The following is a 24,878-nucleotide window of genomic DNA, read 5'->3' as shown; positions in this document are numbered from 1 at the left end:
TGGCGTAAAGCAAATAAAAAGCCGATAGCTCATCAAGACCTTTGGGAGCTAGTGGATAAACGAAGTACAGATAAGCAAGTTGAGGTAAGAAAAGTCGCTGCTTGCTCCGCAGGAAAAGATGCCGCTTATAGATACGCTCTTGCAGCTGCGAATCGTCAATTGTAATGATAAGGAATCACTTGCTGGCATAGCCAGCAGGTGTTTTTTGTTGTTACTGGGTTTGAAGTTGGCATTGAACACCACAAGGTACAAAACGGTATTTTTCTACGTGCCAGGTAATCACATGGGAACCAATAACATAGGAGGACGTCCCATGAGATTTCTAAAGCTAAAAGAAGTAATGCAAAAGACCGCCCTTAGCCGTTCAGCGATTTACCGAAAAATGAATGAAGATCAATTTCCTCAGTCTATCAGTCTGGGGGGTAGGGCAGTAGCTTGGGTTGAAAGTGAAGTTGATGCGTGGATGGAGGAGTGTCTAGCTTTAAGGTAATTCAATGCCGCTTTGTTTTTAAGGTAGCCGTCACACTCTATCAGTCTTTTGTCATTTTTCAGCCAGTCCCTAAAGTCTATGATAATCAAGGCAAACCAGTAACTGAACAAGTGTCCCATCAGCCCTTGAACTTGACGTGAATCGCCTTACCAATGCCTGAATGTTCATATCATCAACTACTGAAAGTTACTTTCGAAAATACCCTTCTCCACCTTTACTTTAAAGTGGAGGCTTCTCGTGGTTTTGTCAAAGAAGAGCAACGAAATAAGATCATCATTAACTTCTTAAAGTCAAAGGTTAAACAAGCTAGGTATAGTGCGATTAAAAAGAGATTGAAGCTCGATAATCCTGAAGGCTTATCTGCTTGGGAGCAATTTTACGCACTAGCAACCTAATTGCATCTGAAAACCAGTACATTTGTTTGCGGAACAACCCTTTAAGCCATACATTCAAAGTATGGCAATACGGCATCACACACTTATCAATCAAAAAACAATTCAACATCATTTTAAACTATCAATAAGTCTGAATTATTATCCACAAATATATTAAATTTCAATAGAATATAATCAAAAGAACTTTATGGTGAGTGGTATTGTCAATGAGATTTATTTTCATTATATTCTAGGCCAGTCCTCATTTAAAAACCATGAAGTCATTACATGTTAAAACTCAAATCAAGTCATGCTGTACCGTGTCTGTTTAGCCTGACCTTTATACCCGTTTCTTTTGTTATGGCGGAATCGGCAATTGATGAAACCGTGGTTGTCACCGCAAACGCTGGCCAAAACACAAGTCTACTAGAAGCCCCTGCAACCTTGACCGTGATAGACGTTCAAGAGCAGAGTAAATATCAGATGACAGGGGACGTAGGCGATCTGCTTATTGACGCACCAGGCGTTAGCGTGTCGACCCAAGCAAATGGCTCTCGTGGTGTGCGAATTCGTGGTTTAAATAGTGACTACACGCAAGTGTTATTGAACAGCCGTCGATCTTATACCCGAGAAGCATTATGGCGTGGTAGCGACAATGCATTGAGCCTAACGCCAAGTATTGCTATCGATAATATCGAAGTGATTCGTGGCCCAATGTCCACTCTATATGGTGCCGATACCATGGGCGGTGTGGTCAATGTCATCACTCGTCAGCACAGTGGTACCGCAGAGGGTGCGATAAGCGTTGAAGGGCAATACAACCAAGGTGACAAGGGTGGTAGTGGACAAATTTATGGTCTGTATTTTTCAACCCCTATTACCGATGCTTTGGGTTATACCGTATATGGTAACTATTTAGACACCGACGAATCTTTTTATTCCGAACAGTCGAGCTTCACTAAACGTCGTGCGCAAGAAAATTACAATTTAGTGAACTCTTTTGATTATGCGCTGAACGACCAACACACGATTGACTTGGAAGTCCAACTGTCGAATGAGGATCAATCGGGGACGGCAATGTATCGTGGCCGCTCGTATGAACAAGAGCGTCAACTCCAAAGTTACACGTTAGGGTATGATTACCAATCGTATCTTGTGAGTGTCGATGCCCACCTCTACTACAGTGACTTTGATGTTAAATACGACACCCCAAGTTCAGACATCACCGAACAAAACTATGGCGGTGATGTACAAGCCGTTTTCTTTGTCGATGATCATACAATGACAGTGGGAGCCGAGGCTCGCAATGCCGAAATCGAAAACGTCGGCATTACAGGAGGCTCTACCGATAGAACCAGTACTGCTGTTTATCTTGAAACCAACTTAGCCGTTGCCGATTCGACCATACTGACACTCGGTGGACGTTTTGATCATGACTCCCTGTTTGACAGTGAATTTACTTATCGTGGATACATCACACAAGGTTTAACCGACAACTGGAGCTTAAAAGCCGGCGCTGGAACCGCATTCAAAGCACCGACCATGGCACAGATCTCACCGTCTTATACCGCGCCAGCCAGCGGCCCAGCTTGCCCTGATAGACCCGCGGCTTGTAACGTCTATGGCAACCAAGATCTCAAAGCAGAAACCGGCACCTTCAGTGAAATTGGCGCCTACTATGCCAACGAAGCCACCTCTGCTAACGCCACCGTATTCTATAACCGCGTTGACGACATTATTCAGCAAGTTGAAAGCTCCAATGGGAGCGACGGCTACTATACGTTTATCAATGTGGATAAAGCGACGCTCAAAGGCTTAGAGTTGTATGCCGAACACCAGTTCAAGCACGTTGGATTTGACGCTTCATATACTTACCTTGATGCGACAGACGACACAAGCGGCGAACGCCTTGTCGGCACCTCTGAACATGAAGCTTCAGTAAAAGCCAATTGGTATGTCACTTACGATACCGATCTGTTTGCAAGAGCCCATTACCGCAGTGAAGTACGTGGTGAGCTCGGTAACAATGATGTCTCTGACCCATACACAACCTTTGATATTGGCATGCGTCATACCCTAATGGAGGAACTGGAACTGAAACTCGGTGTCAACAACGTGATGGATGAAGATGTATCAAGCCCTGAGACTTATACCGAAGTCATTCAAGGCCGAACGTATTACGCTGGCTTGAATTACGCTTTCTAACCTGATGCCAAATACATTTTTTGATAAGTTAGAGCGATGGGGAAATAAACTTCCCCATCCTGTCTTCTTGTTTCTATGGTTGTCGTTGATAATCATAGTAACCTCATTCTTCACGTCCAACGCCCAAGTCTCTTACACACTGCCCGGTGGAAACATTGAACACGTCAACAACCTGTTGTCTTTAGAGGCGGTAAGAACTTGGCTCGGTGGCAGCGTCAAAGAGTTCATCAGCTTCCCACCATTAGGCGTCGTCATTATTGCCACCATTGGAATTGGCTTGGCGGACTCTTCTGGCCTCATCAGTTACTCCGTTCAGCGGTTAGTCAGTAAAACCGGCAAGTGGCAGCTGACAGTAAGCATCATGATCTTGGGCATTTTATCGAATGTCGTCGGTTCTGTAGGCTATATTGTACTCATCCCCTTGGCTTGTCGAGCATACCAAGCCGCCAATCGCCCGCCGCTTGCTGGGCTTGCCACCGCATTTGCGGGGGTAGCAGGGGGAACTCACGCCACCGTATTCTTAACCACTTATGACGTTGTGATTGCAGGCATCACGACCTCTGCTGCTCAACTGATTGATCCGACTATTATCGTCAGCCCTCTGGCTAACTATTTTTTTATGAGTGCCAGCGTATTCGCTCTCGTTTTAGTAGGCTCGTTTGTTTCGATTAATATCGTTGAAAAGCGTCAAAGTCGATTCGCATGCCATTATGCTACGCCTGAACAAAGGTTCACTGACAGCTATGATTTCGATAACAACAAAGCTGCCAATAATGACAAAGCCATGTGGGCCGCAGCCGTTGTATTCGTCATGGTTGCCGTGTTTGTTGTACTTTCAACCGTCCTACCCAACGGCTGGCTAGCCCCATACGAAGGCCAACCTTTAGGACGCAGCGAAGTGATGCGTGGACTACCTATTATTATTGCCGTTACATTTGGTTTAAGTGGATTAGCCTATGGCTACCTCTCTGGAAGCTTCAAGTGCGAGCGCGATCTGCTGAATGCTTGTCAAAAAAGCATGAGCCAACTTGGAGTGTTTTTACTGATCATCTTTGTTGCGTCGCAGATGATCTACCTCTTCAAGCTCAGCCAGTTGTCGGGTGTATTAGCCATGTCGATGAGTAGCTTAGTGACAGAGGTACAACTACATCCAGCAATAATTCTCTTATTGGTCGTTATTTTGTGTGCCTTTCTGAATATCTTTATGGGATCTCCGATTGTTCAATGGAGCATGATAGCGCCCGTATTGATCCCTTCATTGTTCTATGTCGGCATTCCACTAGAAGTGACACAGGCGGCGTTTCGGATTGGAGACTCAGTCACCAACATTATTAGCCCACTGTTTGGCTATCTCGGGTTAATTTTAGCGGCCGCACAAGATTACGATAAGGAGGCTAAATTAGGTACCCTGATGTCATTAATGTTGCCTTTTAGCTTGGCGTTTTTGTTGGTGTGGACGACCTTACTACTAGTTTGGGTATACGTATTGCAGTGGCCGATGGGGTTATAGACTTGACTAATTCTGTGTAAATCCATTGTTATATTGATGTGGGTGATGTGGATTGTAATAACCAACTGGAAAAGCAGGGGTAGACTCACTTGCTCGAGAAGTTTCAGACAAGTATCATGTCGCTACTGTAATGGAATTGTTATGTATAGGCGATTAGATTATGAGCTTTTTTAACAAAATTATTTTTATTTCTTTGACCACTCTATCTCTATTGGGTTGTAACAATAATGAACAACCGTCATACTGATCTGCACCAGTCAGACTGGTGCAGATCACTTGGTTTATATCCGTCACTTTCAGGTATTGGGTAAGCCTTGATAGCATCGAAAGATGTGACCAAGGCGCAGATGTGGTTTAGCTATTTGGGGAGTTTCGTAGTAGTGGTAATGGCTACAAAGATCGTACTGCCGCCGCGGCAATGATTCCTGCTGCGATTGCTGGTAGAGGTTTTTTGATGACGAACATGACGACAGCTGTAGAAAAGAGTGCAGCTCTAGCTCCGTTGTCACCTTCTACGGCAAGAGGTGTGAGAAGGGCGACTAATACAGAACCTGACATCGCTGTAATAAAACGTTGAACACGCTCGCTAATTGGAACAAATGACATGACATATACACCACCCCAGCGTGTAGCTAATGTGACCAATGCCATTGCAATGATTATCAATAAAGTACCACCAACATTTGTTTCAATACTCATGATTTCTTCTCCTTCCAACAAGCACCCAACACCCCACCAGAAATAGCACCAACAACAACATGGCTGTTTTCAGGTAAATACCAATATGCCAATATTGAAGATGCCGCTGCTGTGGCCCAAATAATAAAGATTCTTGAGTTTTTAGGCCCAACGACGACCATGGAAAGTAAAAAGCAGCCCATAACCATATCGAGCCCAAGCCCCACTGGATCTTGGATTACGCTGCCAAAGTAAATGCCAACCCAAGTGCCGATGATCCAAAATAACCAAAGTGCTAAACCACCGCCAACGAGCAATCCAAAACCGGGTTCCTTCCTTCCAAAGGCATGGAGTGCCATTGCCCAGTTTGCGTCCGAAGCTATCAACATCACACCATATCGTTTTGTCGGGGGGAGTTGACGTAACTAAGGATATAGCGTGGCCCCCATCAAAAGGTGGCGAGCATTGATCGCAAATACGGTAATAAGAACTGGAATAAGGGGGACTTCTGCTCCCCACATATCCAACGTAGCAAACTGTGAAGCACCTGCAAAAACAAGTGTGCTCATTAACATAGTTGGAAAAGAATTCAGTCCAGTTTGTACTGCAGCGACACCGAATGCGAAACCAAATACGATCACAAACATAGAGAGAGGCAAAAGTTGGGTGAAGCCGCTCCAGATGTCGGTACGTGTAAACTCGTGTAACTCAATCGAGGAGCGTTGAAGGTGTTGAGTGTTTTCTGTCATAGAGGTCCTAGCCAGTAGGCAAAAGAGCAGATCCATTGAAGGATCTTTGTTGTTATTTTTTAAGCCGCATGTTTAACATCAATTAGTTAGGCTTTCAAACGTTATGTCACAGATGAAAAAACATAAACGGTGGTGAAGATAGGATCTTGAAAGGGCTTTGTACGTAATTCAGGAGAAATAAACAAGCCCCTACGATCTGAACAGCTGTTTGGGGGATGGAAACTCAAAAATAATGCAGGCTTTCGTGATTAAGGCTCTAGTCACGAAAGCCGCATTTTCATAGACTAATTCACTTTTGAAAGTTTGAGATCTGAACTTTTCTTCTGGTTAAGTAAGATGCTAACTAATGCTAACATCGTAAAGACTAAGCTTGATAAAAATAGATTTTCTACGCCGAATTGAGAGATAAACCATCCCGCGATAACTGAGCCAAGAGTAATTCCTAAGTTAGAAAAAGACACAAAGAGGCTATTTGCAAATACTTTTGAATCACCTGCATTTTCCATTATCCATGTCTGGCTCACGATCAATCCTGCAGAATGCACTGCACCCCAAAACGCGACCATGCCGATCATAAAGTAGAATGAGAACCCCATGAAGTAAACAATTATGAAGGTAAGACCGAATATTATAGGGTACAGCATCACTGTTTTAAGAATATTTTTACTGAGTAGCTTACCAAAAATGAAGTTTCCAAAGATACCAAAGATACCAAACACCATCAGCATTGCACTAATCCACGTACCGTTCATATTCGTTACAGTACTTAAGTATTGAGTAATAAAACTGTACGAAGAAAACATCGCTGCAAAGATGAATATAACGGTGAATAATGACAACCACATTGATTTGCTGCGTAAGATAGTTACTTGAGAGCCGAATGACATTTTTTCCTTAACGGGAGCACTTTCCATCAAGAACATCACACTCACTAACGCAATGGCGCAAGCGGCTAAACCAAAGTAAAAGGCATAAGCGAGAGAATATTCTTCAGCAAGAAAAGCACTAATCGGAATACCAAAGACTAATCCTACGGCTACTCCACCAAAAACTTTAGCAGCGGCGTTGCTTTGTTCTTCAACTGGAACCATTGATGTGACAACCACTAAAGCGACAGAAAAGAATACAGCATGTACTAACGCCGGTAGAACGCGAAATATCATCATGGTTGTGTAATCTTGCGTCATAGCGTACACAAGGTTAGAGACAACGAATAGAGACAAAATGCCGACTAGAACATGCTTTCTATTCCATCCAGACATCATTAACGTAATAAAGGGGCCACTCACCGCGACGACAATAGCGTAGACACTGACTAATAGACCAGCTTCTTGTACATCAATATTGAAGTCTTTCATGACTTGTGGAAGGAGACCAATAATACCAAGCTCTGTCGTGATAACGCCAAAAACGGCTAAAGATAGAGCAAAGATAAACAAGCTTTGTTTTTTCATTGTTTCAACTCAAATTATTAATATGCGGTAATTACGTACCGTCGATATTGGTTGTTGTTAGAGCCCTAAGTCCAAGTGTTGGAAAAGTGGCACAAAAATGTTGTTTTTTATCCAATAAAAATGCCGTTTTCAATGTGATTGAATTCGGCAACGTATCAGAATTCGTATTATCAAAGGGTGGAGACTTTTTTCTTACCCGATGACATGTGCTTAGAACTGTGTTGTAGGCAACGTGTAAATGACGACTGGTTTCTCGCTTTCCATGGTTTTGTGCGGTCATTTCAATAATCCTATTTCGAATTCCTGGTTTGCAGGCCTCGTAACAATAATTCACTTGAAAGGTACGGCGGCAAGCAAGACAGCGAAATCGTTGATGGCCATTGGGGCCATAACCATGCTTTATGACACTGTCACTCTTATGACAGAAGCGGCAGTTGGGTTTATTCGTTGTCACATGGAACCTTAAATCTCACCAAAAGATATCTGTAGTCGTTTAAATTTAATTATCAACTTGGACAGCATAATAACGGATAAAATGAATTCAATTAAGTCTTAATGTTTATTAATAGATATTCCAATTGGGACTTAATGTGTTATTTAGAGGTATCGGTCGCCAAATCAGAAATAGAATGAAACTAGTTAAGTTATTGTTTTTAATGTTTTTTATATTCAATTTTTCTTTGGTGGCTGTTGGGAGGATTAGTGCGCGAAATGAAGGCGTTACTCTAATTTGTTAAGAAATGTCCTGTTGACTGCTCTGAAACATCATGACACATTTTGCGCCCTGCTTCGGTATGCCATTAACTTTAAGTGCATATCGACTTAACACGTTATGAGATGATTTAACTTTATGAAAAAATGGAAGAAAACACTTTTAGTCGCATCGGGCATTTTACTTTCCTCAATGGCTTTTGCGGGTAATGAGCAGAGTCAAGCGGACAGTGAGTTTCCAATTCCTTCTGGTTTTGAAAGCAGCTTTAAAGAAGTTAACGGAGTGAAGCTTCATTATGTAATTGGAGGGGAAGGGCCTTTATTGGTAATGGTCCATGGCTTTGCTCAGTCATGGTACGAATGGCACCAGTTAATGCCTAAATTAGCAGAAGATTACCAAGTTATTGCTATGGATCTTCCAGGTCTTGGTTTATCTGAGCCGCTAGACTCCACTTATACAGGGCAGGACGTATCACCTTATATCCATTCTTTAGCTAAGACCTTTAGCCCGGATGATAAATTCAATGTCATAGCTCATGATATTGGTGGCTGGGTCACATATCCTATGCTAGCTCAACATCAGAATGATATTGATAAGGTCGCTCTACTGGAGACCATCGTACCAAGCGACTTAATATACACGTTCCCAGCTTATACTCCTCAGGGAGAGTCGACCGCGTGGCACTTTAGCTTTTTCTCTGCGAAAAACGAATTGGCTGAATCACTTATATCAGGCAATGAAGATAAGTTTTTTAAGCACTTCATTCTTGAGCATGCAGAGAATAAGAATGCATTTTCAGATGAACTGTTCGGTATGTATGCGGAATCTTATAAAAAACCTCAAACTCTAAACGCTGCTTTTGAGTATTACAGAGCACTTCCTGAATCTGTGATTCAAAATGACAATCTATCAGAGAATAACTTGTTGAAAATGCCGATTCTGACGATATCAGGTAATGGTCAAGGCAGTTTAGGAGCGACTCAATTTAATCAAATGAAAGAATATGCTAATGATGTTCAAGGTCATGTGTTGGAGTCATGTGGTCACTGGTTGATGGAGGAGTGTCCAGTCCAGGTTGAAGATCTAGTTATTGATTTTTTTAACAAAAAATAACTTACAAAACGAGAGCTAAGTTTTGTTGACAATGCAGTCTTGATTACTGTCGTAGATTGCCTATCATTGTTAATTCGTACCCTAGAGCCACTCTAGGGTATTTTTATATTTGAACTGCTTATAATTTGTACTCGGTTATGTAGCAATATAACGAGAACTCTTTATCCGTTGTCTATCTCAGAATGTACCCAGCGAGAAAACGCTTGGAACTTCGCTCTGGTTTCCATTCCTTTAGGGCAAACCAAATCGTAGCCTTTTCCTGATTCAATATGTGGAAATGGCGCGACTAACTTACCCGCTTGAATTAAAGGCAGCGCAAATTCTAATCGAGCAAGAAACACACCGAGTGATAATTCCGCTGCTTCCATCGCCAGTCTGTTATCACTATAGAAATCACATCGCTTTTCGCAGTCGATGCCTACACTTATCTCATCTAACCAATACTGCCACGCACTTGTATCCCCTCTATGGATAAAATTAACGTCTGATAGAGTATTGATTCCATTGTTAAGACAATGCTCCTCGGCGTAGTCAGCACTGCACACAGGTGTTCTCTTTCCAGAAAATAAACGCTCACTGTAGTGATTTGGGTATTCTCCTTTACTATAAAAAATAGCTACATCGTATGGCTCAAATTCAAAATCAGATTGGTTTTGTTTGGTTTGCAGCTTGATGCTTAAGTGTGGGTATTGCTGACGAAGTGAGGGGAGTCTCGGGATCAGCCAAGCAGAGGCGAAATAAGGTGATGTGGCTATATGTAAGCTACCAGTCAGCTCTCCGGTTTGAATGTCAGAGAGGGTGGAAAATATGGACTCAAATGATGAGTTTAAAACACTCAGAACTCTTTGCCCCTCTGGGGTGAGCTCTAGCTTTCGGGTCTTTCGAATAAACAGATTGAATTGAAGCTGTATTTCCAGTTTTTTTATTCTCTGACTGACTCCGCTTTGAGTAATAAAGAGCTCCTCTGCTGCTTGGGTAAAACTCAAGTGGCGCGCTGCAACGCTAAAAGTATGAAGAAGAGAAAGCTGTTGTTGTTGATTGGTCACTAAGTTCATGCATTACTCTAGTTAATTTATATTGAAGTTTTGTTCGTTTGTCAGAAGCTTTTAGCTATTATAGAGTAATTTTTGTAATGGGTCATGGGCGAAGTGTTAAATTTTACTCAATCAACAAACGCAAAGTTGTTGTGTGAGATGTTTAAAATAGACGTCGGGTCTTATAGATACGTTACAAGAATTGATTATTTATAAATTGGACAAGATACGATGAAACTTATATTAAACGCTGATGATTTCGGTCTGACGGAATCTGTAAACTTGGGTATCGCTGATTGTTTTCGCGCCGGGACCGTAAAATCGACCACCATAATGATGAACCAACCTGGTGTATCTCACGCGTCACAACTCTATCAGCGTGGTCTTATTCATGAAGTTGGACTGCATTTTACAGTGACATCAGGTAAATCAATATCGTCCCCTAAATTAATTCCAACACTGGTTGACGAGAATGGTCATTTTTTTGATAGAAAGGCCCTGTTTAATAAATCTGATGTGTCTTCTGATGAAGTCTTTAGAGAGTGTATGGCGCAATATCAAGCGGCTTTAGACGCGGGATTTAATATTAATCATATCGATAGCCACCATTTTGCTGGTGCCTACCGTCCTCTTAAGATAGGTTTCACGCAGGCAGCGAATGAAATAGGTCTTCCAGTTAGGCGTATTGATAGCTTTATACAGGGTCAAAGTTTACTGTCGGTTCCTACCCCAGATGCGTTTGATATGGGCTTTCATGCTGAAGGTGTCAATATTGAATACCTCAAAGCAGTATTGCTGGCTTATCAAGACAGCATGCCTAACAGTACGATTGAATTAATGTGCCACCCAGCAAGGACGCTAACTGAAGAGCTAGAGGAAATCTCTAGCTATGCTCATGCTCGTGTTGAAGAGTGGAAGATTTTAACCAGCGATGAGTTTTCTCTCTGGCTAAGAAAAAATGGTATTGAATGCGTTGGTTTCGATGCGCTTCATGCTTAAGTCCGCGAGGTAATCTTCGTAGCGACAAGATAAACCATCTGCCTTGTTAGGTCGTTAAAACAGTTCCTTTCGGTTCAATAAGTCAACACAATAATAAAGGGTGACATTGTGGTAAATCCTACCGTACTTTCCCAAGTTAATATCTATCCAGTCAAATCCATTGGCGGGCTTTCTCTCTCTTCTTCATGGGTCGAAAAGCAAGGCCTTGTTTTTGATCGTCGCTTTATGTTGGCGTTAACTGGTGATGATGTCTCCGCCTCGGCTAAATACCCAACCATGGTGACGGCGCGCCAGTATCCAAATATGGTGAAGGTGAGTTCTAGTCTAATGCCAACCGGTGTCATTTTTTCTTACCCTGGGCTGGCGGCACTAAAATTACACTACTCTACCTTCAAAATGCAGGCGACAGATGCCAGTGTTTGGAGGGACAGCTTTTCAGCCTACACAACAACCGATGAAGCGAATGACTGGTTTAGCCAAGTAATTGGGAAGCGAGTTGAGTTACTGTTTACTGGCGAGCAATCTAAGCGTGTGAAAGAAAATCTTGGTCATAATGTGAGCTTTGCCGACGGATTTCCTGTTTTGCTTATTAGCTCTGGCTCATTAGCGGAGCTAAATAGACGCAGCAGCGAAGTTCACACCATGGAACAGTTTCGTACCAACCTGGTGGTGCAATCAGACGAACCTTTTATCGAAGACTCATGGAAGCGTATCAAAATAGGTGATGTCGAATTTGAAATTGTAGAGCCGTGTGAGCGGTGCATTTTAACGACACTTGATCTGGAAAATGGAGAGTTTAGGAACAGTAAAGAGCCATTGACGACCTTTTCGCGCTTTAGAGCCAACGAGCAAGGCAAAATATTTTTCGGGCAAAACCTTGTAGCGAAAAACGAAGGTGTTGTCTCCATCAATGATGCTATCGAAGTACTTGAGTATAAATCCAAGGAGTTTTATGAAGATCTCGATGCCAAAAAACAAGAGTTGATTTGCGTTGAAAGAGAATCAGTGGCAAGAAGTTTCGAGACATTTTGGTTTGAGCCCAAAAGCGGCATGGTGCCTGAGTATAAAGCGGGGCAACATCTTCCTATTGAGCTCATGATTAATGGCAAACTGACCAAACGAATGTATACGCTGTCATCTAGCCCCTCTCGGCCAGAACGTTTGTCGATTTCAGTGAAACGAGTCCATGGTGGTGAAGTTTCCAACTGGTTGTTCAACCACTTACAAGTTGGCCATACCATTATTGCGGATCAACCCAAAGGCACTTTTCATATTACTAAAGAATCGAATGAGCCGCTGTTGCTGCTTTCTGCCGGTAGCGGTGTGACGCCCATGATCGCTATGCTTCGGTATTTGACAGACCAACGAGACACGCGTGATATTGCGTTTTATCATCAATGTTTGACGAAAGCGGATATTCCATTCATGGAAGAGCTCCTTATGCTAGAAAAACAACACGCCAATGTCACTGTGACTCTAGCCCTTAGCGAGCCATCAACTGATTGGCTAGGCGAAAAGGGGCATTTTAGTCGTACTCATTTAAATCAAATTTCAGAGTTTCACAAACGTCAAGTTTTTGTATGTGGTCCTAGTGGTTTCATGGAGAGTGTAAAGCGCTTGATGATAGAGAGTGGGCTGCCCGAAGAACAGTACCATCAAGAGACATTTGGCGTTGCAAGAGTGGCGGACGGGAGCGAGAAAAGGGTTCAAATCAACCTTGATGGTGTCGTGTTTGAAGGAAGCAACCAGCGCACCGTTCTGGAGCAAGCTGAAGCAGCAGGGCTTTCTATTTCGAATAACTGCAGAGCTGGTTTCTGCGGCGCCTGCAAAGTCACTGTGAAATCAGGAGAGGTTTACCAGCCCGATGCCCCAGGAATTGAAGACAGTGATAAGGCGAAAGGAATGGCCCTAGCTTGCTGCGCGATACCTAAGACAAATGTAAATATTGTTAGCTAGTATGTAGGTTTTATGATGATTGAGGCCACTATCAAACTTTGATAGTGGCCTCAATATCGTTGATCTAACTAAAAACAATGACACCTAAAATATCTGATTTACTCTTATTTTAGGTAGAATGTAAGGCGTTTTTATCTAGATAAAAATGATCGCTCCTTTCCTAATGCTCTTATCTAAGTAGCTAGCTCGAGTCACAGGAGCACCCCGTTACTGATAAAATCAGTAGGGCGACGATTAAAGGTGAGCGATAAATCGAATGACTCGAACTTGGATGTTAATTCTAGTAACTTGGGCAAAATTGCTTAACTTCGCTACGATAACCAAGTGACAAACTTCTATAAGCTGACTTTGTATTTACAATTAGTTCCTATAGGGACTTTTTGATTTTAACTTTAAGGACTTAATAATTGAGATTTAATCGGTTATGATGCAGACATTAAAAAGATGATTCACATTGACTACTTTTAATTAAGGCAAACATAATGAACAACTTAAATAGATTTAAAGGTAAGGTTGCATTTATCCAAGGCGGCAGTCGCGGTATTGGTGCTGCGATTGTTGAGAGATTGGCTTTAGAGGGCGCGTCTGTTGCTTTTACGTTTGTGTCATCCCAGGGTAAAGCAAAAGACCTTGCTGATAGCTTAATTTCAAAAGGTGGTAAAGTTATCGCGATAAAAGCGGATAGCACGAAGCCGGAAGATATCAGAAATGCAATCAGTGAAACCATCAAGCAACTTGGTAAGATTGATGTTGTCGTAAACAATTCAGGTACGCTTATCTGGGATAATATAGAAAATTTGACGATGGATGATTGGGACAAGACCATCAATACTAACGTACGAAGTGTATTTGTAGCTATTCATGAAGCCTCGAAGCATATGAATAATCATGGCAGAATAATTAATATCAGTAGTACTAATGCTCAGCGTATTCCTTTTGCTGGCGGTTCTATATATGGAATGAGCAAGTCTGCACTAACCGGATTGGCCAAAGGTCTCTCTCGCGATCTCGGCCCTAGAGGTATTACGGTCAACAACATTTTACCTGGTCCGGTCGATACTGACTTAAACCCAGACAATGGCGATACTTCAGAGCCTGTAAAAGCTATCGGTGCACTTGGTCGTTATGGTCAAGTGGAGGAGATTGCTAGCTTAGTAGCATTCGTCGCTAGCTCAGAAGCGGGTTACATCACTGGTGCTGATTTGATGATCGACGGTGGCTTTTCCGCTTAATAAAAATATGTGGTCGAGTAACTCGTTACTATCAGTCTAACTTCATGTAATCATCAATACGTGATGAGTAAATATAAGTATGATGATTGGCCTATTTCATAGGTCAGTCATTTAGAAGCTATTGGTTTTAATCTGCTCCAGTAGGAGAGACCCCCGCATTAACCGATACCTTACTTTAGAGTTTTTCGAGGATGGTGGTGGCTCTTTGTCCAGTTTCTAGTTCTTCTGCCCATTCGATTAGCTGCCGTTTGAGCTTGGCAGCATCTGCTGCTAGCTCCTCGCTCTTGCTGATTAGTTTAGAGTCTTCCTTCGAATTCTTTCACCAAGCGTCGATTTGATATTCATGTAAATAAAGCTGTCTTGTTGCCACAGCCCTTCTCACTTTCTCTGCTAGTTTTGTTGCATCTCCTTTTAATTTAAGGATTCTAGTTTCCTTAGACGTCGTTGTTTAAGTCGTTAGTGATCACTTAATTCAGTGTCTAGGAATATTGGTGTAGACCTCCCAGGTTACTCTAACTTTTTATAGTCGAACGATGGCCGTTATAGACCACTACAGTGATGTTAAGTATGGTATTAAAGGTGTTAGAGTTTCTCTGAACGTTCTTTATTACTCTAAGTCTATGATACGACAGCGTATGGAGAGTGTGCTTACGGCTGCCGCAGAAGATAAGCTTCGAATAAAATCGAGTGCTTTTGTTAAATCTTGAGTTTCAATTTTTAATTTATTATCAATTCGACCATCGTTAGTCATGTCTGTGTTTACGACACTTGGGCATAAACAACAAACTTTTACACCAAATGGGAGAAGCTCATGATAGAGCGACTCGCTATAACTGACAATGGCCGCTTTTGAAGCTGCATAAGCGGCTATTTTGGGGACTGGCGTCAAACCTGCAGTGGAACCGATGTTATATATTTCTCCAAACCTTTGTTTTTTCATTTGTTCTGCAACGATATTACAAGCAGTGATGGTAGACAGTAGGTTTACATTCATTAATTCAGAAAGTTTGACTAAAGGTAGTTTAGTGTTGCCTGCTGCCAAAATACCAGCGCTATTGACCATGACCTCAATGTTTTTATTTTTTTTGATGATTGATGTGATTGTTGCTTCTACCTCGGACGGGACGTTGAAATCGATAGGCACTACTTCTACGTTGCACGATGGAAAGAGTGTGTTTATTTCTACTTTTGCCTGTTCAAGATTCAGCTTATTCAAGGACATTAAAATTAAAGAGTATCCTTCCTGAGCGAAATAGTGAGAAATTTTTTTCCCGATACCGCGGCTAGATCCTGTAATTATGGCAACTTTAGTCATGGTGAGCTCCTAATTTAACGTATGAGACGTTGTTGAAGTAACGTATCTAAGATTTTCTTGAATACGAACATATCTCATAAAAAATAGATAGTAGTGCAAATTTTTGCATATAATAAACAGTTGGAGGTTATGTGTCACATTCTTAATGACTTGAGAGGGTAATGGTTGTTACTTATAAGTATGTAGAGGGACAGTCTTAAACCAATCTATTATTTCCGACTTAGTCATATGCTTGGTTTGTTCAATCACTACTTTTGTGAGGTGTGGTGCAAGCTTTTCGATAAAATCATACATGTATGTCTGCAAATACACGTTTTTACCAAAACAAAGCCATGCGTAACAATCGGGAAAAAATCCTTCTAATGAGCGTACGGTAAAAGAATCATCTATTGAGTGGGCAGCAACTGACGCTATGATACCAATACCGACCCCTTTACTGACATATTCTTTTATTACCTCTACATCCATTGCTGTGACAATATAATCTGGGGTTAGGCCTAGTTGAGAAAACGTATTGTCTATAGCGATTCGCCCTGTTGATTTTAATTCATAGCTAATGAGTTTTTCTTTTGCTATTTGTTCAAGGGTTAATGTGTGTGTCTTTGATAGTGGATGTTCAGAAGGGATAATTAAGCTCAATGACCACTTGTAAACTGGGAGTACCGTTAGGCCTGTCATCTCTTCAATATCCTGAGCCACAATCGCAATATCACCGGGTCCAGCCGGCAAGGAATTATTAAGATGACTTGGTTCGATTGTCGACATGTGCAGAGACACATTTGGGTAGCTTGTCAGTAAGTAACGGACGCTTTTAGGTAGTATGAAATTTGCAATGGCGTTAGTTGTAAAGATATTGAGTTTCCCTTTTTTTGGGGATGTAACTTCGGATGAAATAGCCTTGATTCTATCCTCAATCTCTAAGATTTTAATGGCTTCGTTTAGGATTTCCTTACCGACATTTGTAGGACCAGATAAGTGTTTACCTTGTCGATCAAAAATTTTCACGCCCAGTTCATCCTCTAAAAGTGAAACTTGTTTACTGATACCGGGCTGAGACGTATATAGCTGATGTGATGTAAGAGATATGTTATACCCATTTTTTTTTATTTCATTAATGTAACGAAGTTGCTGTAGTTTCATTTTCTGCTCCTTGTTATATATGGTTTTATAGCGTGAACTCTAGCTGAAGGGGTGTATTAATTAAAAAATAGGTATTAGGCGCAACGCCACTGTAAGTTTTTTTAAAAGTAAAATTAAGTTAAAAAATAAAAGTGTCTTTTTATAAATCATTCACTTAATTTAAAGTTAAAACCAGGAAAAATATTCAACTTTAAGGCGTCACCTTTTTCAGTCATCATTAATCATTTTTTCTTGTTAGTTGGAAGTGTAACTTCTGTTCTAGATAATCTATTGTGAGCTCTGATTACTTTGTATAATGTAAAAGATATTTCTATTGTTTGATATTTTTTAAACATTTTTCATGATGTTAAGTCATCTCGCTACGTAATAAAATTGGGAGCTGAATTGTAATGGTATATACCGTTTTCTTTGAGGAATGTGTCATATTTCCTCCCATTTGGCAAGGCGGTTTTTATGTAAAATTAAAATACTATCTAATTTTTTTGTACCACTTCTCTACCAGGGTACTTCAGTTTAAAATATAACAAATCAATATAAAACAGGTGCTTAGGTTGGGTGTACTTGTCTGACTTTGTTATTAATGATTAAGTCCTGCGGGGACTGTGTGTTTATTTCTATGTGGTCTTAATTGACGGTTAGATTTGAACTATGATGCCTGCTCTTTAAACAATTCTTTGAAATAAAAGATAAATGGTAGTAAGGGTACTAGTAATGATTTTATGGGAGTGAGAATGAAAGTGGTAACCGAAAAAATATCTAGACAAATTTGTAATGAAAATTTTTCTTATAACTCTGTGTTGATATTTTAAACTGGTTTTAATAAAAATTGCTAATTTAAATAAGGTATTAAAAAATATAAGCCAGGTTGGTTTTTTATTTGCAATGCATTGCGTGAATGGTTTATATACCTATAGATTTAATGGGTGAGAATCAGTCAGTCACTCATTTATTAATTTAATTAAGATGAATTGGCATGCGTGGACTATTTAGATTTTCTAAGTGGCACTTATTTTTAATGTTTTAGTTCGTTCGATTGATAACGATCCAATAAAACAATAAATTAAAAAACTAGTATTTTCTTGAACGCAGCGCCGTAAAAAAGGCCATATTAATCATGACGTGTTTCTATTTTTCATTAAAGTGCCACATTAAAACCTTGCCAGCAGAAACCAAAGGTATTATAGCATCTATTCTTTGTTCATTTTTGTTTGCATTCATACCTGTATATGTCCAGTTTCAACCACCACTGCCCCCAAGTGAGATTACAGGGGGGGAAAGCCATTGGTTAGCAGTGCAGCGTATACTGTGGAGTACAATGTTACTCTGCTTATTATTATTTATCTCCAAAAGAACTCACCTACTACTGCAAGCTTTAAAGGTGTGGAAAATGTGGCCCAAATACTGTGTTTCAGCACTTTTGGTTGCACCGCAATACTGGTTGTTTGTTTGGGCGCCTGTGAATGGAGAGACTTTGTCTCTTGCATTAGGCTATTTTACGATGCCAATCGTAATGGTTTTAATTGGTCGATTGGTATATCGAGAAACGTTGTCTTTTTATCAAAAGCTAGCGTGTTATCTCGCACTGTCGGGTACGCTTTATACGTATGCTTTATCCGACGGAATCTCTTGGGTGGTACTAGTGATAGCTTTGGGTTACCCAGCTTATTTTATGCACCGAAAAACAATACCATTAGCTACCGATATTGGATTGGCTGTAGATCACCTATTCCTTATGCCATTGGCTTTGTTCGGTTTTTTCTTGCTCTATCCATTAGACTTTTCTTTATCTCTTTCTGTCGGTAATTATGCATATTATGCTGGCTTAGGTATCGTATCTGTAATACCTATGCTTTGCTATCTGTACGCTTACTCTAAATTGTCAGTTTCTGTCTTTGGGTTGCTTGGTTACGTTGAGCCTGCTTTTATTTTTGTTGTTGGGTTATTGATTGGTGACGCTATTACAGTACAAGAAATACCAACTTATTTGTTGATTACGTTATCACTGTTCGCACTCGTATTAGATGGGATTAAAAGGTTTAGGTAAACTAGATTAGTAAAATTTGGGTACGAGTTAATAAGATCTATACCCGTGATCATTGAAGATGCTTGATTTTAGCCAAAATGAGGATCATGCTAGGTGACATGAAAATAACTCTATCCAATGAACAAAAGCTTACGCTGATTAACCAACATGATACAACTCGTGATGATCGAGTTCGCGACCGTATCAAAGCTGTTATTCATGCCAGTAACGGGTGGAGTCCTGAAGAAATTGCCGATGCACTACTTATCCATGAAACAACGGTTAGACAGCATCTCAAAGATTACTCGCTATCGAACAAGCTCAAGCCTGAAAACGGTGGCTCAAAAAACTACCTATCTCAGCAGCAAACCCAAAGTTTAATCACACACCTAACCGTGCACATCTATCATCATACGCGTGAGATTGTTGCTCATGTTTTCACAGTTTATCGAGTGCAATATAGTGTTGCAGGGATGAACAAGTGGCTTCACCAAAATGGTTTCAGCTACAAGATGCCCAAAGGCGTACCTCATAAATTCGATGAAACCAAACAGAAAGCTTTTATTGAGGCTTATGAAGCGCTCAAAGCAAGCTGTAGTAAAGATGAATCGATTTTATTCATTGATGCCGTCCATCCTACTCAAGCAACCAAAATATCACATGGTTGGATACGAACAGGGCATGATAAAGCCGTTGAAACAACGGGAAGTCGAAGTCGTCTCAACCTCATTGGTGCTTTGAATCTTAACGACATTGGCGGCACTATTATTAATGATTACGAGACCATAAACAGTGAAAGCATCGTTCGATTTTTCTGCCAAATTAGAGAACGTTATCCATTGGAACACAAGCTCCACATTATCTTAGATGGTGCGGGGTACCATCGTAGTGATTTAGTCAGAAATGCTGCTTTTGTCTTGAATATTAAGCTTCACTACCTTCCACCTTATAGTCCAAATCTAAATCCAATCGAGCGGCTTTGGAAGGTGATGAACGAATATTCAAGGAACAACGTTTATTTAAAAACTAAACGGGAATTCAGAGAAGCAATCGAGAATTTTGCACCGTGACTCTTCCAGAGATCGCAAGCTCTTTGACGTCTCGAATAAATGATAATTTTCAGGTGTTCAAGCCAGCATCTTCAAGTTGATTGGGTATAGTACCTGGTTACTCAACGACTAACCGAAGCTGTTTGATGATTGGTTTCATAATAAAAATTCGAAATAGGTGAACTAATTGATATCAAACAATAATATTTGAATTAGTGGCTGGTTTATTATCTATTTAACTTATTTAAGGGAATATATGAGATTAGATAAGGGGGCTCTAGGTTTAAACCGATTCGAAAAATTAGGAGAGAACTTAGAGGTGTCTTGCTGTCCTTATGGATTTTTCCGTCGCTTACAAATTAGCACTTTTTATCATATTGATGATAGGGTTTTTCTATTTCAGTCAATGGTTAGATTTTAGTTTGGTATTCATTGCGACCGTATTAGTCCAGTATCAGAAATGTTTAATACCGCCATAGAAGCACTATGTGACTTTGTTGAATTAAATCAAAATATTAAAATAGGTCGAATCAAAGATGTTTCTTCTGCCGCAGTAGGTGTAAGTATATTTGTATCGTTTATAATAATCGAAGTATGTCGAGTTTTTTCTAGAGTTGTTTGATTGACATGGGCAATAACGTTTCACTCGATAGATTTTTAATTTTCAGAATTTACATTATCGCGGTTGAGTGTTTAAGAATAATAATGTGCATGATAACAAGAATAGGTTCTTGCCTGACCGCCGATAACGGTAGTGAGTTTGCGAACCACAAAGAGATAGCAACAGCATTAGACGCTGAATTTAACTTTGCTCATCTATGCGGTTCATTGGAGCGTGGATCCAATGAAAATACAAATGGACTCCTTTGTCAGTATGTTCCGAAAGGGAAAAACATAAGAGAAGTTGGCGATGATGTTATCTTGTTTGCTATAGCGAGGATTAACTATAGGCCGGAGAAGTGTTTGGGTTTTAAGCAACTTGCGGTTATATTCAAAGAAATTTGCATGGCTGCTTAAATGGCGAAGTGTCGCACTTAGGACTTGAATACGGGCTATTATTTTTGTCATAAAAACTAATGCCCTAATTCATGTAGCCCCCTAACTACTAAAATCAGATTTCTGCTAAGGGGGTATTTACACTTGTCGGTACAAAAAGCTCAAATATTTGTTGTTCCACCCTGCTTATCGGTGGAGGAACGTTCGTACTAAGAGAAAGTAACATCGATACATATTGAAAGATAGTAAATAGCTTTTCGTTATTTCTACAGCTATAGACGATTAACAACTTATCACTATCACTATCTATTGAACGTCATTCTTCTGATTGTCGAAAGCGAAATCTAATAACTTTCTTATGTAAGGCGCACCTACTTTAGAGCCGCCATTACCATTTTCAATTACGACCGTTGCGATATACTGTGGGTACTCGTACGGTGCAAATGCAGTATATAGCGCTTGGTCATGTAAGCTCCTCGCAAGTTTTTTAGAGTTATAAACCTGGCCTTTCGCAAGATTGAAGACTTGTGCAGTTCCGGATTTACCACCACTTATATATTCTACATGCTTGAAAGCATTTCTAGCGCTACCACGGCTACCATGGTTTACCAGACGCATTGCGTTAAGTGGAATATCCCAAACTTTATTTGACACTTCCTTCATGACTCTTATCGGTGCCTGTACAATTATCTTTTGTGTACTAAAACTTTCTCCATGGTTTAACGTTGCTTTAAGTAAATGTGGAGCTGTAACCTGGCCACGATTAACCAAGATGGATGTAGCTTTCGCAAGCTGAAGAGGAGTGGAGGTCCAGTAACCTTGACCAATTCCTACTGGAATAGTGTCTCCTTGATACCATGGGATACGATAACGATCCAGTTTCCATTCTCGAGTCGGGAGGTTAGCGGTACTTTCTTCATAAAGGTCGATTCCTGTCGGTTCACCAAAACCAAACCGTTTCATCCAAGAAGATATTCGGTCTATACCTAAATCAAATGCTGTTTGGTAAAAGAATGAATTGACTGATTCTTCTATAGCTTCGGTAACGTTTACTGGACCGTGCCCCCACCTGTTCCAGTCTCGCCACACTTTCGAGTTTGGTGCAGATCCCGGGATTTTCCATTTACCATGATTATCGCGAATCGTGTTGTTAGAAATTACACGTTCTTGCAAACCAGCGATGGCCATAAAAGGTTTTATTGTTGAAGCTGGAGGGTAAACGCCTAATGTAGCTCGGTTAATCAATGGACGGGCAGGGTCATCTAATAATTTTTGGTAGTTTTTATTAGATATCCCATCGACAAAAAGATTTGGGTCATAGCTAGGAGCTGATGCCATCGCTAATACGCTGTTGTCTTTTGAGTCTAGTAGGATGGCACTACCTGTATGCGGAGCTAGTTGATGAAATAAGTAATTTTGTAGTTCCAAGTCGATGTTTAGAACGATATCTTTACCTGGTAATGCCGGTATGTATTTAATTGTTCTAACGATGCGGCCTTGGCTCGTGACTTCTACTTCTCTGTACCCTTTTTTACCGTGAAGTAAATGTTCATAATATAGTTCGACACCAAGTTTCCCAATCACTTTAGTTGCTTGATAGTTAGCCACTACACCTTTTTTATCCAGTTTTATCAATTCGTTATTGTTAATCCTTCCCACATAACCTAACACATGAGTAAGGACTTCACCATGAGGATAAAAGCGTTTTTTTCTGGCTTCGATAGATAAACCGGGAAATTGATATTTACGAACCGAAAACTTCGCGACCTCTGTTTCATTCATGTTTTCTAAGAGCGTCACCGATTCAAAGGAACGTTTGTTGTTTAAGCGGTGTTTGAAGTTATTGATTTTTTTTGTATCTAGGACTATGAATTTGCTAAGCCTTTGTAGCATCAATTCTACATCAACTGTTTGCTCTGGAATCAATGTCAAAGTATATGTGATCTTATTTTCGGCAAGTAAAGAACCGTTTCGATCATATATTAATCCACGTGTAGGAGCAATAGGAAGTAATTTTATTCTGTTACCATCAGCTAATGCTTTATAACGTTCAAAATTTATCACTTGGAGCCTGTATAAATTCCCAATTAAGATTAAAGTGAGAAAGATTATTCCAGAATATACAACAATTATTCTGGTCCTGAAAATACTAATTTCTCTTTTATGATCACGAAGCTTTATTTTTTTTATTATTCATATCAAACTCGACCTTCTATATATTAGAGGCTTTTATATTATGTATGAAACATGTAATTTTTCATTGGTTTGAAGTTATGTTTTATTTTATAGGATGCACTCGTTTATATAGATTGAATTTAAACTTAGTTTTTAGAAGCCTGATATTATTACCAGGCTTTTTTTTTGGAAATAGAACGAGGAATGATTTAGGAGTTATTTCGTATTGGGTGTTCAGTTAAACCTGCCGTTGGATCATTGAAACGAGCTTCGTCTAATGCTCCTTCAGATTTTGCGACAATAATTGTTACTGCGCTGTCGCCTGTAATATTTACCGCTGTACGAATCATATCCAGAAGGCGGTCAACGCCCATAATTAGCGCTATTCCTTCTAAAGGTAAACCTACTTGATTTAATACCATTGCTAACATGACCAACCCAACACCAGGAACGCCGGCTGTACCAATAGATGCTAGTGTAGCAGTCATGATTACCATTAGATAATCGCCCATTGTTAAATCAATATTAAACGCTTGAGCTATAAATGCAGTAGCAACGCCCTGCATTATTGCAGTACCGTCCATATTTACAGTTGCACCTAAAGGTATTGTAAAGGAAGATACTCGGTTTGCTACGCCCATGCGGTGTTTTGCAGTTTCCATTGTTACCGGAATAGTGGCATTAGATGATGCTGTCGAAAAAGCAAACATGATCGCATCTTCCATTTTTCGCAGAAACAAAACAGGATTCAAACCTGTAAAGCCTTTTAACATTAAGCCATACGTTACAAGACCATGTAAAATTAAGGTTCCGGCTAGAACTAAAAAGTATTCAGCAAGATTGAGTATTGCGCCAATACCCAAGCCACTGAACAGTTTTGCCATCAAGAAAAATACACCATATGGCGCTAGATTCATCAGTAAAGCAACCAACTTCATTATTACTTCATTTAAGTTGGAAAATAATTCAGCAATTTGTTTGCCAGGTTGGCCTGAAATGCTAATGGCTATGCCAAACAGGACTGCAAATACGATAACTTGCAGTGTATTACCCTCAGCCATGGCGCTTATTGGGTTAGTTGGAAACATGTCGATGATCACTTGGCCTAAAGACGGCGCTTCTACCGATTTAAATGAACTAGCAGCTGTGAGATCGGCACCGGATCCCGGTTCAAACAATACGCCCATTGTAAGTGCGAGTGTAATCGCGATAGCAGTTGTTGCTACATAGAAAACTAAGGTTTTCCCTCCCATTCTTCCTAATGTAGATATGTCTTTTAAGGAACTAGTACCACAAACGAGTGAAACAAATACTAGTGGTACAACTAACATTTTTAAACTAGCAACGAAGATTTGCCCCCCGACTTCGAATAGTCCATTTACAATATAGGAATCAATAAACTCGTTATAGGAAAAAAATGTGCGAATTATAAATCCTGTCAAGACGCCTATAACCATCCCTGATATTACACGGCCGGTTAAAGACATCTGCTTGTTAGTTTTCATGAAGATACTCCATTATGTTGAAATCATTTAAAAATGGTTGAGAATACAGTAGGTGGAAATACATGCTCAGTTGTGGACTTGGTGAGAACCACTACTAAAAATTTTAACAAATAAACTATAAAATCAGGTATTTACTTTCAGTTAATATTAAGATTATCAATTTATAAAA

At 40.3% G+C, this 24,878-nt stretch carries 18 protein-coding genes and 4 pseudogenes; 13 read left to right on the top strand and 9 right to left on the bottom strand.

Going from position 1 to position 24,878, the window contains the following annotated elements; translation table 11 throughout:
* From AB4185_RS21640 to AB4185_RS21620, 5 genes and pseudogenes are all read left to right on the top strand, one after another.
* Positions 1-165 (top strand): annotated as a pseudogene (locus tag AB4185_RS21640) (ribonuclease HI); the annotation flags it as partial.
* Between the two features lie 118 nt (positions 166-283).
* Positions 284-490 (top strand): AlpA family transcriptional regulator, encoded by a 207-nt coding sequence (locus AB4185_RS21635; protein WP_102304078.1) that lies wholly within the window; start codon positions 284-286, stop codon positions 488-490.
* 152 nt (positions 491-642) lie between these two features.
* Positions 643-828 (top strand): annotated as a pseudogene (locus AB4185_RS21630) (DUF2913 family protein); the annotation flags it as partial.
* A 324-nt stretch (positions 829-1,152) separates the two neighbouring features.
* The gene (locus tag AB4185_RS21625) at positions 1,153-3,069 is read left to right on the top strand and encodes a TonB-dependent siderophore receptor (RefSeq protein ID WP_229647825.1); all 1,917 of its coding nucleotides are present in this window, start codon (positions 1,153-1,155) and stop codon (positions 3,067-3,069) included.
* Between the two features lie 4 nt (positions 3,070-3,073).
* Positions 3,074-4,579 carry an AbgT family transporter gene (locus tag AB4185_RS21620; RefSeq protein WP_102465043.1) on the top strand — a complete coding sequence of 502 codons (1,506 nt, stop codon included), beginning with the start codon at positions 3,074-3,076 and terminating at the stop codon, positions 4,577-4,579.
* 390 nt (positions 4,580-4,969) lie between these two features.
* Here the strand turns inward: AB4185_RS21620 and AB4185_RS21615 are convergent, their stop codons facing one another.
* From AB4185_RS21615 to AB4185_RS21600, 4 genes and pseudogenes are all read right to left on the bottom strand, one after another.
* On the bottom strand, positions 4,970-5,278 hold the full coding sequence (locus tag AB4185_RS21615; protein WP_086714187.1) for an AzlD family protein: 309 nt from the start codon (positions 5,276-5,278) through the stop codon (positions 4,970-4,972).
* Positions 5,275-6,006 (bottom strand): annotated as a pseudogene (locus tag AB4185_RS21610) (AzlC family ABC transporter permease). Before AB4185_RS21610 ends, AB4185_RS21615 begins: the two are co-directional and overlap by 4 nt.
* Before the next feature lie 284 nt (positions 6,007-6,290).
* The gene (locus AB4185_RS21605) at positions 6,291-7,460 is read right to left on the bottom strand and encodes an MFS transporter (RefSeq protein ID WP_086714188.1); all 1,170 of its coding nucleotides are present in this window, start codon (positions 7,458-7,460) and stop codon (positions 6,291-6,293) included.
* 31 nt (positions 7,461-7,491) lie between these two features.
* Entirely contained in the window at positions 7,492-7,914 is a 423-nt protein-coding gene (locus AB4185_RS21600) for an IS1-like element transposase (protein WP_086714189.1), read from the bottom strand.
* A gap of 396 nt (positions 7,915-8,310) precedes the next feature.
* Between AB4185_RS21600 and AB4185_RS21595 the strand changes: the two genes are divergently transcribed.
* On the top strand, positions 8,311-9,285 hold the full coding sequence (locus tag AB4185_RS21595) for an alpha/beta fold hydrolase (RefSeq protein WP_086714190.1): 975 nt from the start codon (positions 8,311-8,313) through the stop codon (positions 9,283-9,285).
* Positions 9,286-9,446: 161 nt separating this feature from the next.
* On the opposite strand, the gene AB4185_RS21590 is transcribed toward AB4185_RS21595, so the two are convergent.
* Positions 9,447-10,340: a LysR substrate-binding domain-containing protein gene (locus tag AB4185_RS21590; protein ID WP_086714191.1), complete on the bottom strand. Its 894-nt coding sequence runs from the start codon at positions 10,338-10,340 to the stop codon at positions 9,447-9,449.
* 210 nt (positions 10,341-10,550) lie between these two features.
* On the opposite strand from AB4185_RS21590, the gene AB4185_RS21585 reads away from it, so the two are divergent.
* The 3 genes from AB4185_RS21585 to AB4185_RS21575 all read left to right on the top strand — a co-directional run bounded on the left by AB4185_RS21585 (position 10,551) and on the right by AB4185_RS21575 (position 14,506).
* Positions 10,551-11,318 (top strand): carbohydrate deacetylase, encoded by a 768-nt coding sequence (locus tag AB4185_RS21585; protein WP_086714192.1) that lies wholly within the window; start codon positions 10,551-10,553, stop codon positions 11,316-11,318.
* Positions 11,319-11,426: 108 nt separating this feature from the next.
* A complete protein-coding gene (locus AB4185_RS21580) occupies positions 11,427-13,274 on the top strand; it encodes a hybrid-cluster NAD(P)-dependent oxidoreductase (RefSeq protein WP_102333506.1) in 1,848 nt (615 codons plus the stop codon).
* A gap of 482 nt (positions 13,275-13,756) precedes the next feature.
* Positions 13,757-14,506: a 3-oxoacyl-ACP reductase family protein gene (locus AB4185_RS21575; protein WP_086714194.1), complete on the top strand. Its 750-nt coding sequence runs from the start codon at positions 13,757-13,759 to the stop codon at positions 14,504-14,506.
* A gap of 607 nt (positions 14,507-15,113) precedes the next feature.
* On the opposite strand, the gene AB4185_RS21570 is transcribed toward AB4185_RS21575, so the two are convergent.
* Entirely contained in the window at positions 15,114-15,821 is a 708-nt protein-coding gene (locus AB4185_RS21570) for an SDR family oxidoreductase (protein ID WP_086714195.1), read from the bottom strand.
* Positions 15,822-15,989: 168 nt separating this feature from the next.
* Positions 15,990-16,961, bottom strand: a complete 972-nt coding sequence (locus AB4185_RS21565; RefSeq protein ID WP_086714196.1) for a LysR substrate-binding domain-containing protein — start codon at positions 16,959-16,961, stop codon at positions 15,990-15,992.
* Positions 16,962-18,075: 1,114 nt separating this feature from the next.
* Here AB4185_RS21565 and rarD point away from each other — a divergent pair.
* From rarD to AB4185_RS21545, 4 genes and pseudogenes are all read left to right on the top strand, one after another.
* On the top strand, positions 18,076-19,005 hold the full coding sequence (gene rarD, locus AB4185_RS21560; RefSeq protein WP_086714197.1) for an EamA family transporter RarD: 930 nt from the start codon (positions 18,076-18,078) through the stop codon (positions 19,003-19,005).
* Positions 19,006-19,103: 98 nt separating this feature from the next.
* Positions 19,104-20,134 (top strand): annotated as a pseudogene (locus AB4185_RS21555) (IS630 family transposase).
* Between the two features lie 359 nt (positions 20,135-20,493).
* Positions 20,494-20,655 (top strand): diacylglycerol kinase, encoded by a 162-nt coding sequence (locus AB4185_RS21550; protein ID WP_102333505.1) that lies wholly within the window; start codon positions 20,494-20,496, stop codon positions 20,653-20,655.
* Positions 20,656-20,660: 5 nt separating this feature from the next.
* Positions 20,661-21,050 (top strand): IS30 family transposase, encoded by a 390-nt coding sequence (locus AB4185_RS21545; protein ID WP_267868993.1) that lies wholly within the window; start codon positions 20,661-20,663, stop codon positions 21,048-21,050.
* A 285-nt stretch (positions 21,051-21,335) separates the two neighbouring features.
* On the opposite strand, the gene mrdA is transcribed toward AB4185_RS21545, so the two are convergent.
* Together mrdA and AB4185_RS21535 are read right to left on the bottom strand one after the other, a co-directional pair.
* On the bottom strand, positions 21,336-23,222 hold the full coding sequence (gene mrdA / locus AB4185_RS21540; protein WP_102333503.1) for a penicillin-binding protein 2: 1,887 nt from the start codon (positions 23,220-23,222) through the stop codon (positions 21,336-21,338).
* 191 nt (positions 23,223-23,413) lie between these two features.
* On the bottom strand, positions 23,414-24,709 hold the full coding sequence (locus AB4185_RS21535; protein WP_086714200.1) for a dicarboxylate/amino acid:cation symporter: 1,296 nt from the start codon (positions 24,707-24,709) through the stop codon (positions 23,414-23,416).
* Positions 24,710-24,878: the final 169 nt, after the last annotated feature.

The organism is Vibrio sp. 10N.286.48.F5, assembly GCF_041469785.1.
In the GTDB taxonomy this organism is placed as follows: domain Bacteria; phylum Pseudomonadota; class Gammaproteobacteria; order Enterobacterales; family Vibrionaceae; genus Vibrio; species Vibrio crassostreae_C.
Note: the sequence above shows the minus strand (reverse complement) of the source record. Positions and strands in the feature narration are given on the sequence as shown.

What these genes read in the sequence shown, in the direction of transcription:
- AB4185_RS21635 (WP_102304078.1), top strand. Translation starts at nt 284, where the DNA reads ATGGGAACCAATAACATAGGAGGACGTCCCATGAGATTTCTAAAGCTA.
- AB4185_RS21625 (WP_229647825.1), top strand. Translation starts at nt 1,153, where the DNA reads ATGTTAAAACTCAAATCAAGTCATGCTGTACCGTGTCTGTTTAGCCTG.
- AB4185_RS21620 (WP_102465043.1), top strand. Translation starts at nt 3,074, where the DNA reads ATGCCAAATACATTTTTTGATAAGTTAGAGCGATGGGGAAATAAACTT.
- AB4185_RS21615 (WP_086714187.1), bottom strand. Translation starts at nt 5,278, where the DNA reads ATGAGTATTGAAACAAATGTTGGTGGTACTTTATTGATAATCATTGCA.
- AB4185_RS21605 (WP_086714188.1), bottom strand. Translation starts at nt 7,460, where the DNA reads ATGAAAAAACAAAGCTTGTTTATCTTTGCTCTATCTTTAGCCGTTTTT.
- AB4185_RS21595 (WP_086714190.1), top strand. Translation starts at nt 8,311, where the DNA reads ATGAAAAAATGGAAGAAAACACTTTTAGTCGCATCGGGCATTTTACTT.
- AB4185_RS21590 (WP_086714191.1), bottom strand. Translation starts at nt 10,340, where the DNA reads ATGAACTTAGTGACCAATCAACAACAACAGCTTTCTCTTCTTCATACT.
- AB4185_RS21585 (WP_086714192.1), top strand. Translation starts at nt 10,551, where the DNA reads ATGAAACTTATATTAAACGCTGATGATTTCGGTCTGACGGAATCTGTA.
- AB4185_RS21575 (WP_086714194.1), top strand. Translation starts at nt 13,757, where the DNA reads ATGAACAACTTAAATAGATTTAAAGGTAAGGTTGCATTTATCCAAGGC.
- AB4185_RS21570 (WP_086714195.1), bottom strand. Translation starts at nt 15,821, where the DNA reads ATGACTAAAGTTGCCATAATTACAGGATCTAGCCGCGGTATCGGGAAA.
- AB4185_RS21565 (WP_086714196.1), bottom strand. Translation starts at nt 16,961, where the DNA reads ATGAAACTACAGCAACTTCGTTACATTAATGAAATAAAAAAAAATGGG.
- rarD (WP_086714197.1), top strand. Translation starts at nt 18,076, where the DNA reads ATGACGTGTTTCTATTTTTCATTAAAGTGCCACATTAAAACCTTGCCA.
- AB4185_RS21550 (WP_102333505.1), top strand. Translation starts at nt 20,494, where the DNA reads ATGTTTAATACCGCCATAGAAGCACTATGTGACTTTGTTGAATTAAAT.
- AB4185_RS21545 (WP_267868993.1), top strand. Translation starts at nt 20,661, where the DNA reads ATGGGCAATAACGTTTCACTCGATAGATTTTTAATTTTCAGAATTTAC.
- AB4185_RS21535 (WP_086714200.1), bottom strand. Translation starts at nt 24,709, where the DNA reads ATGAAAACTAACAAGCAGATGTCTTTAACCGGCCGTGTAATATCAGGG.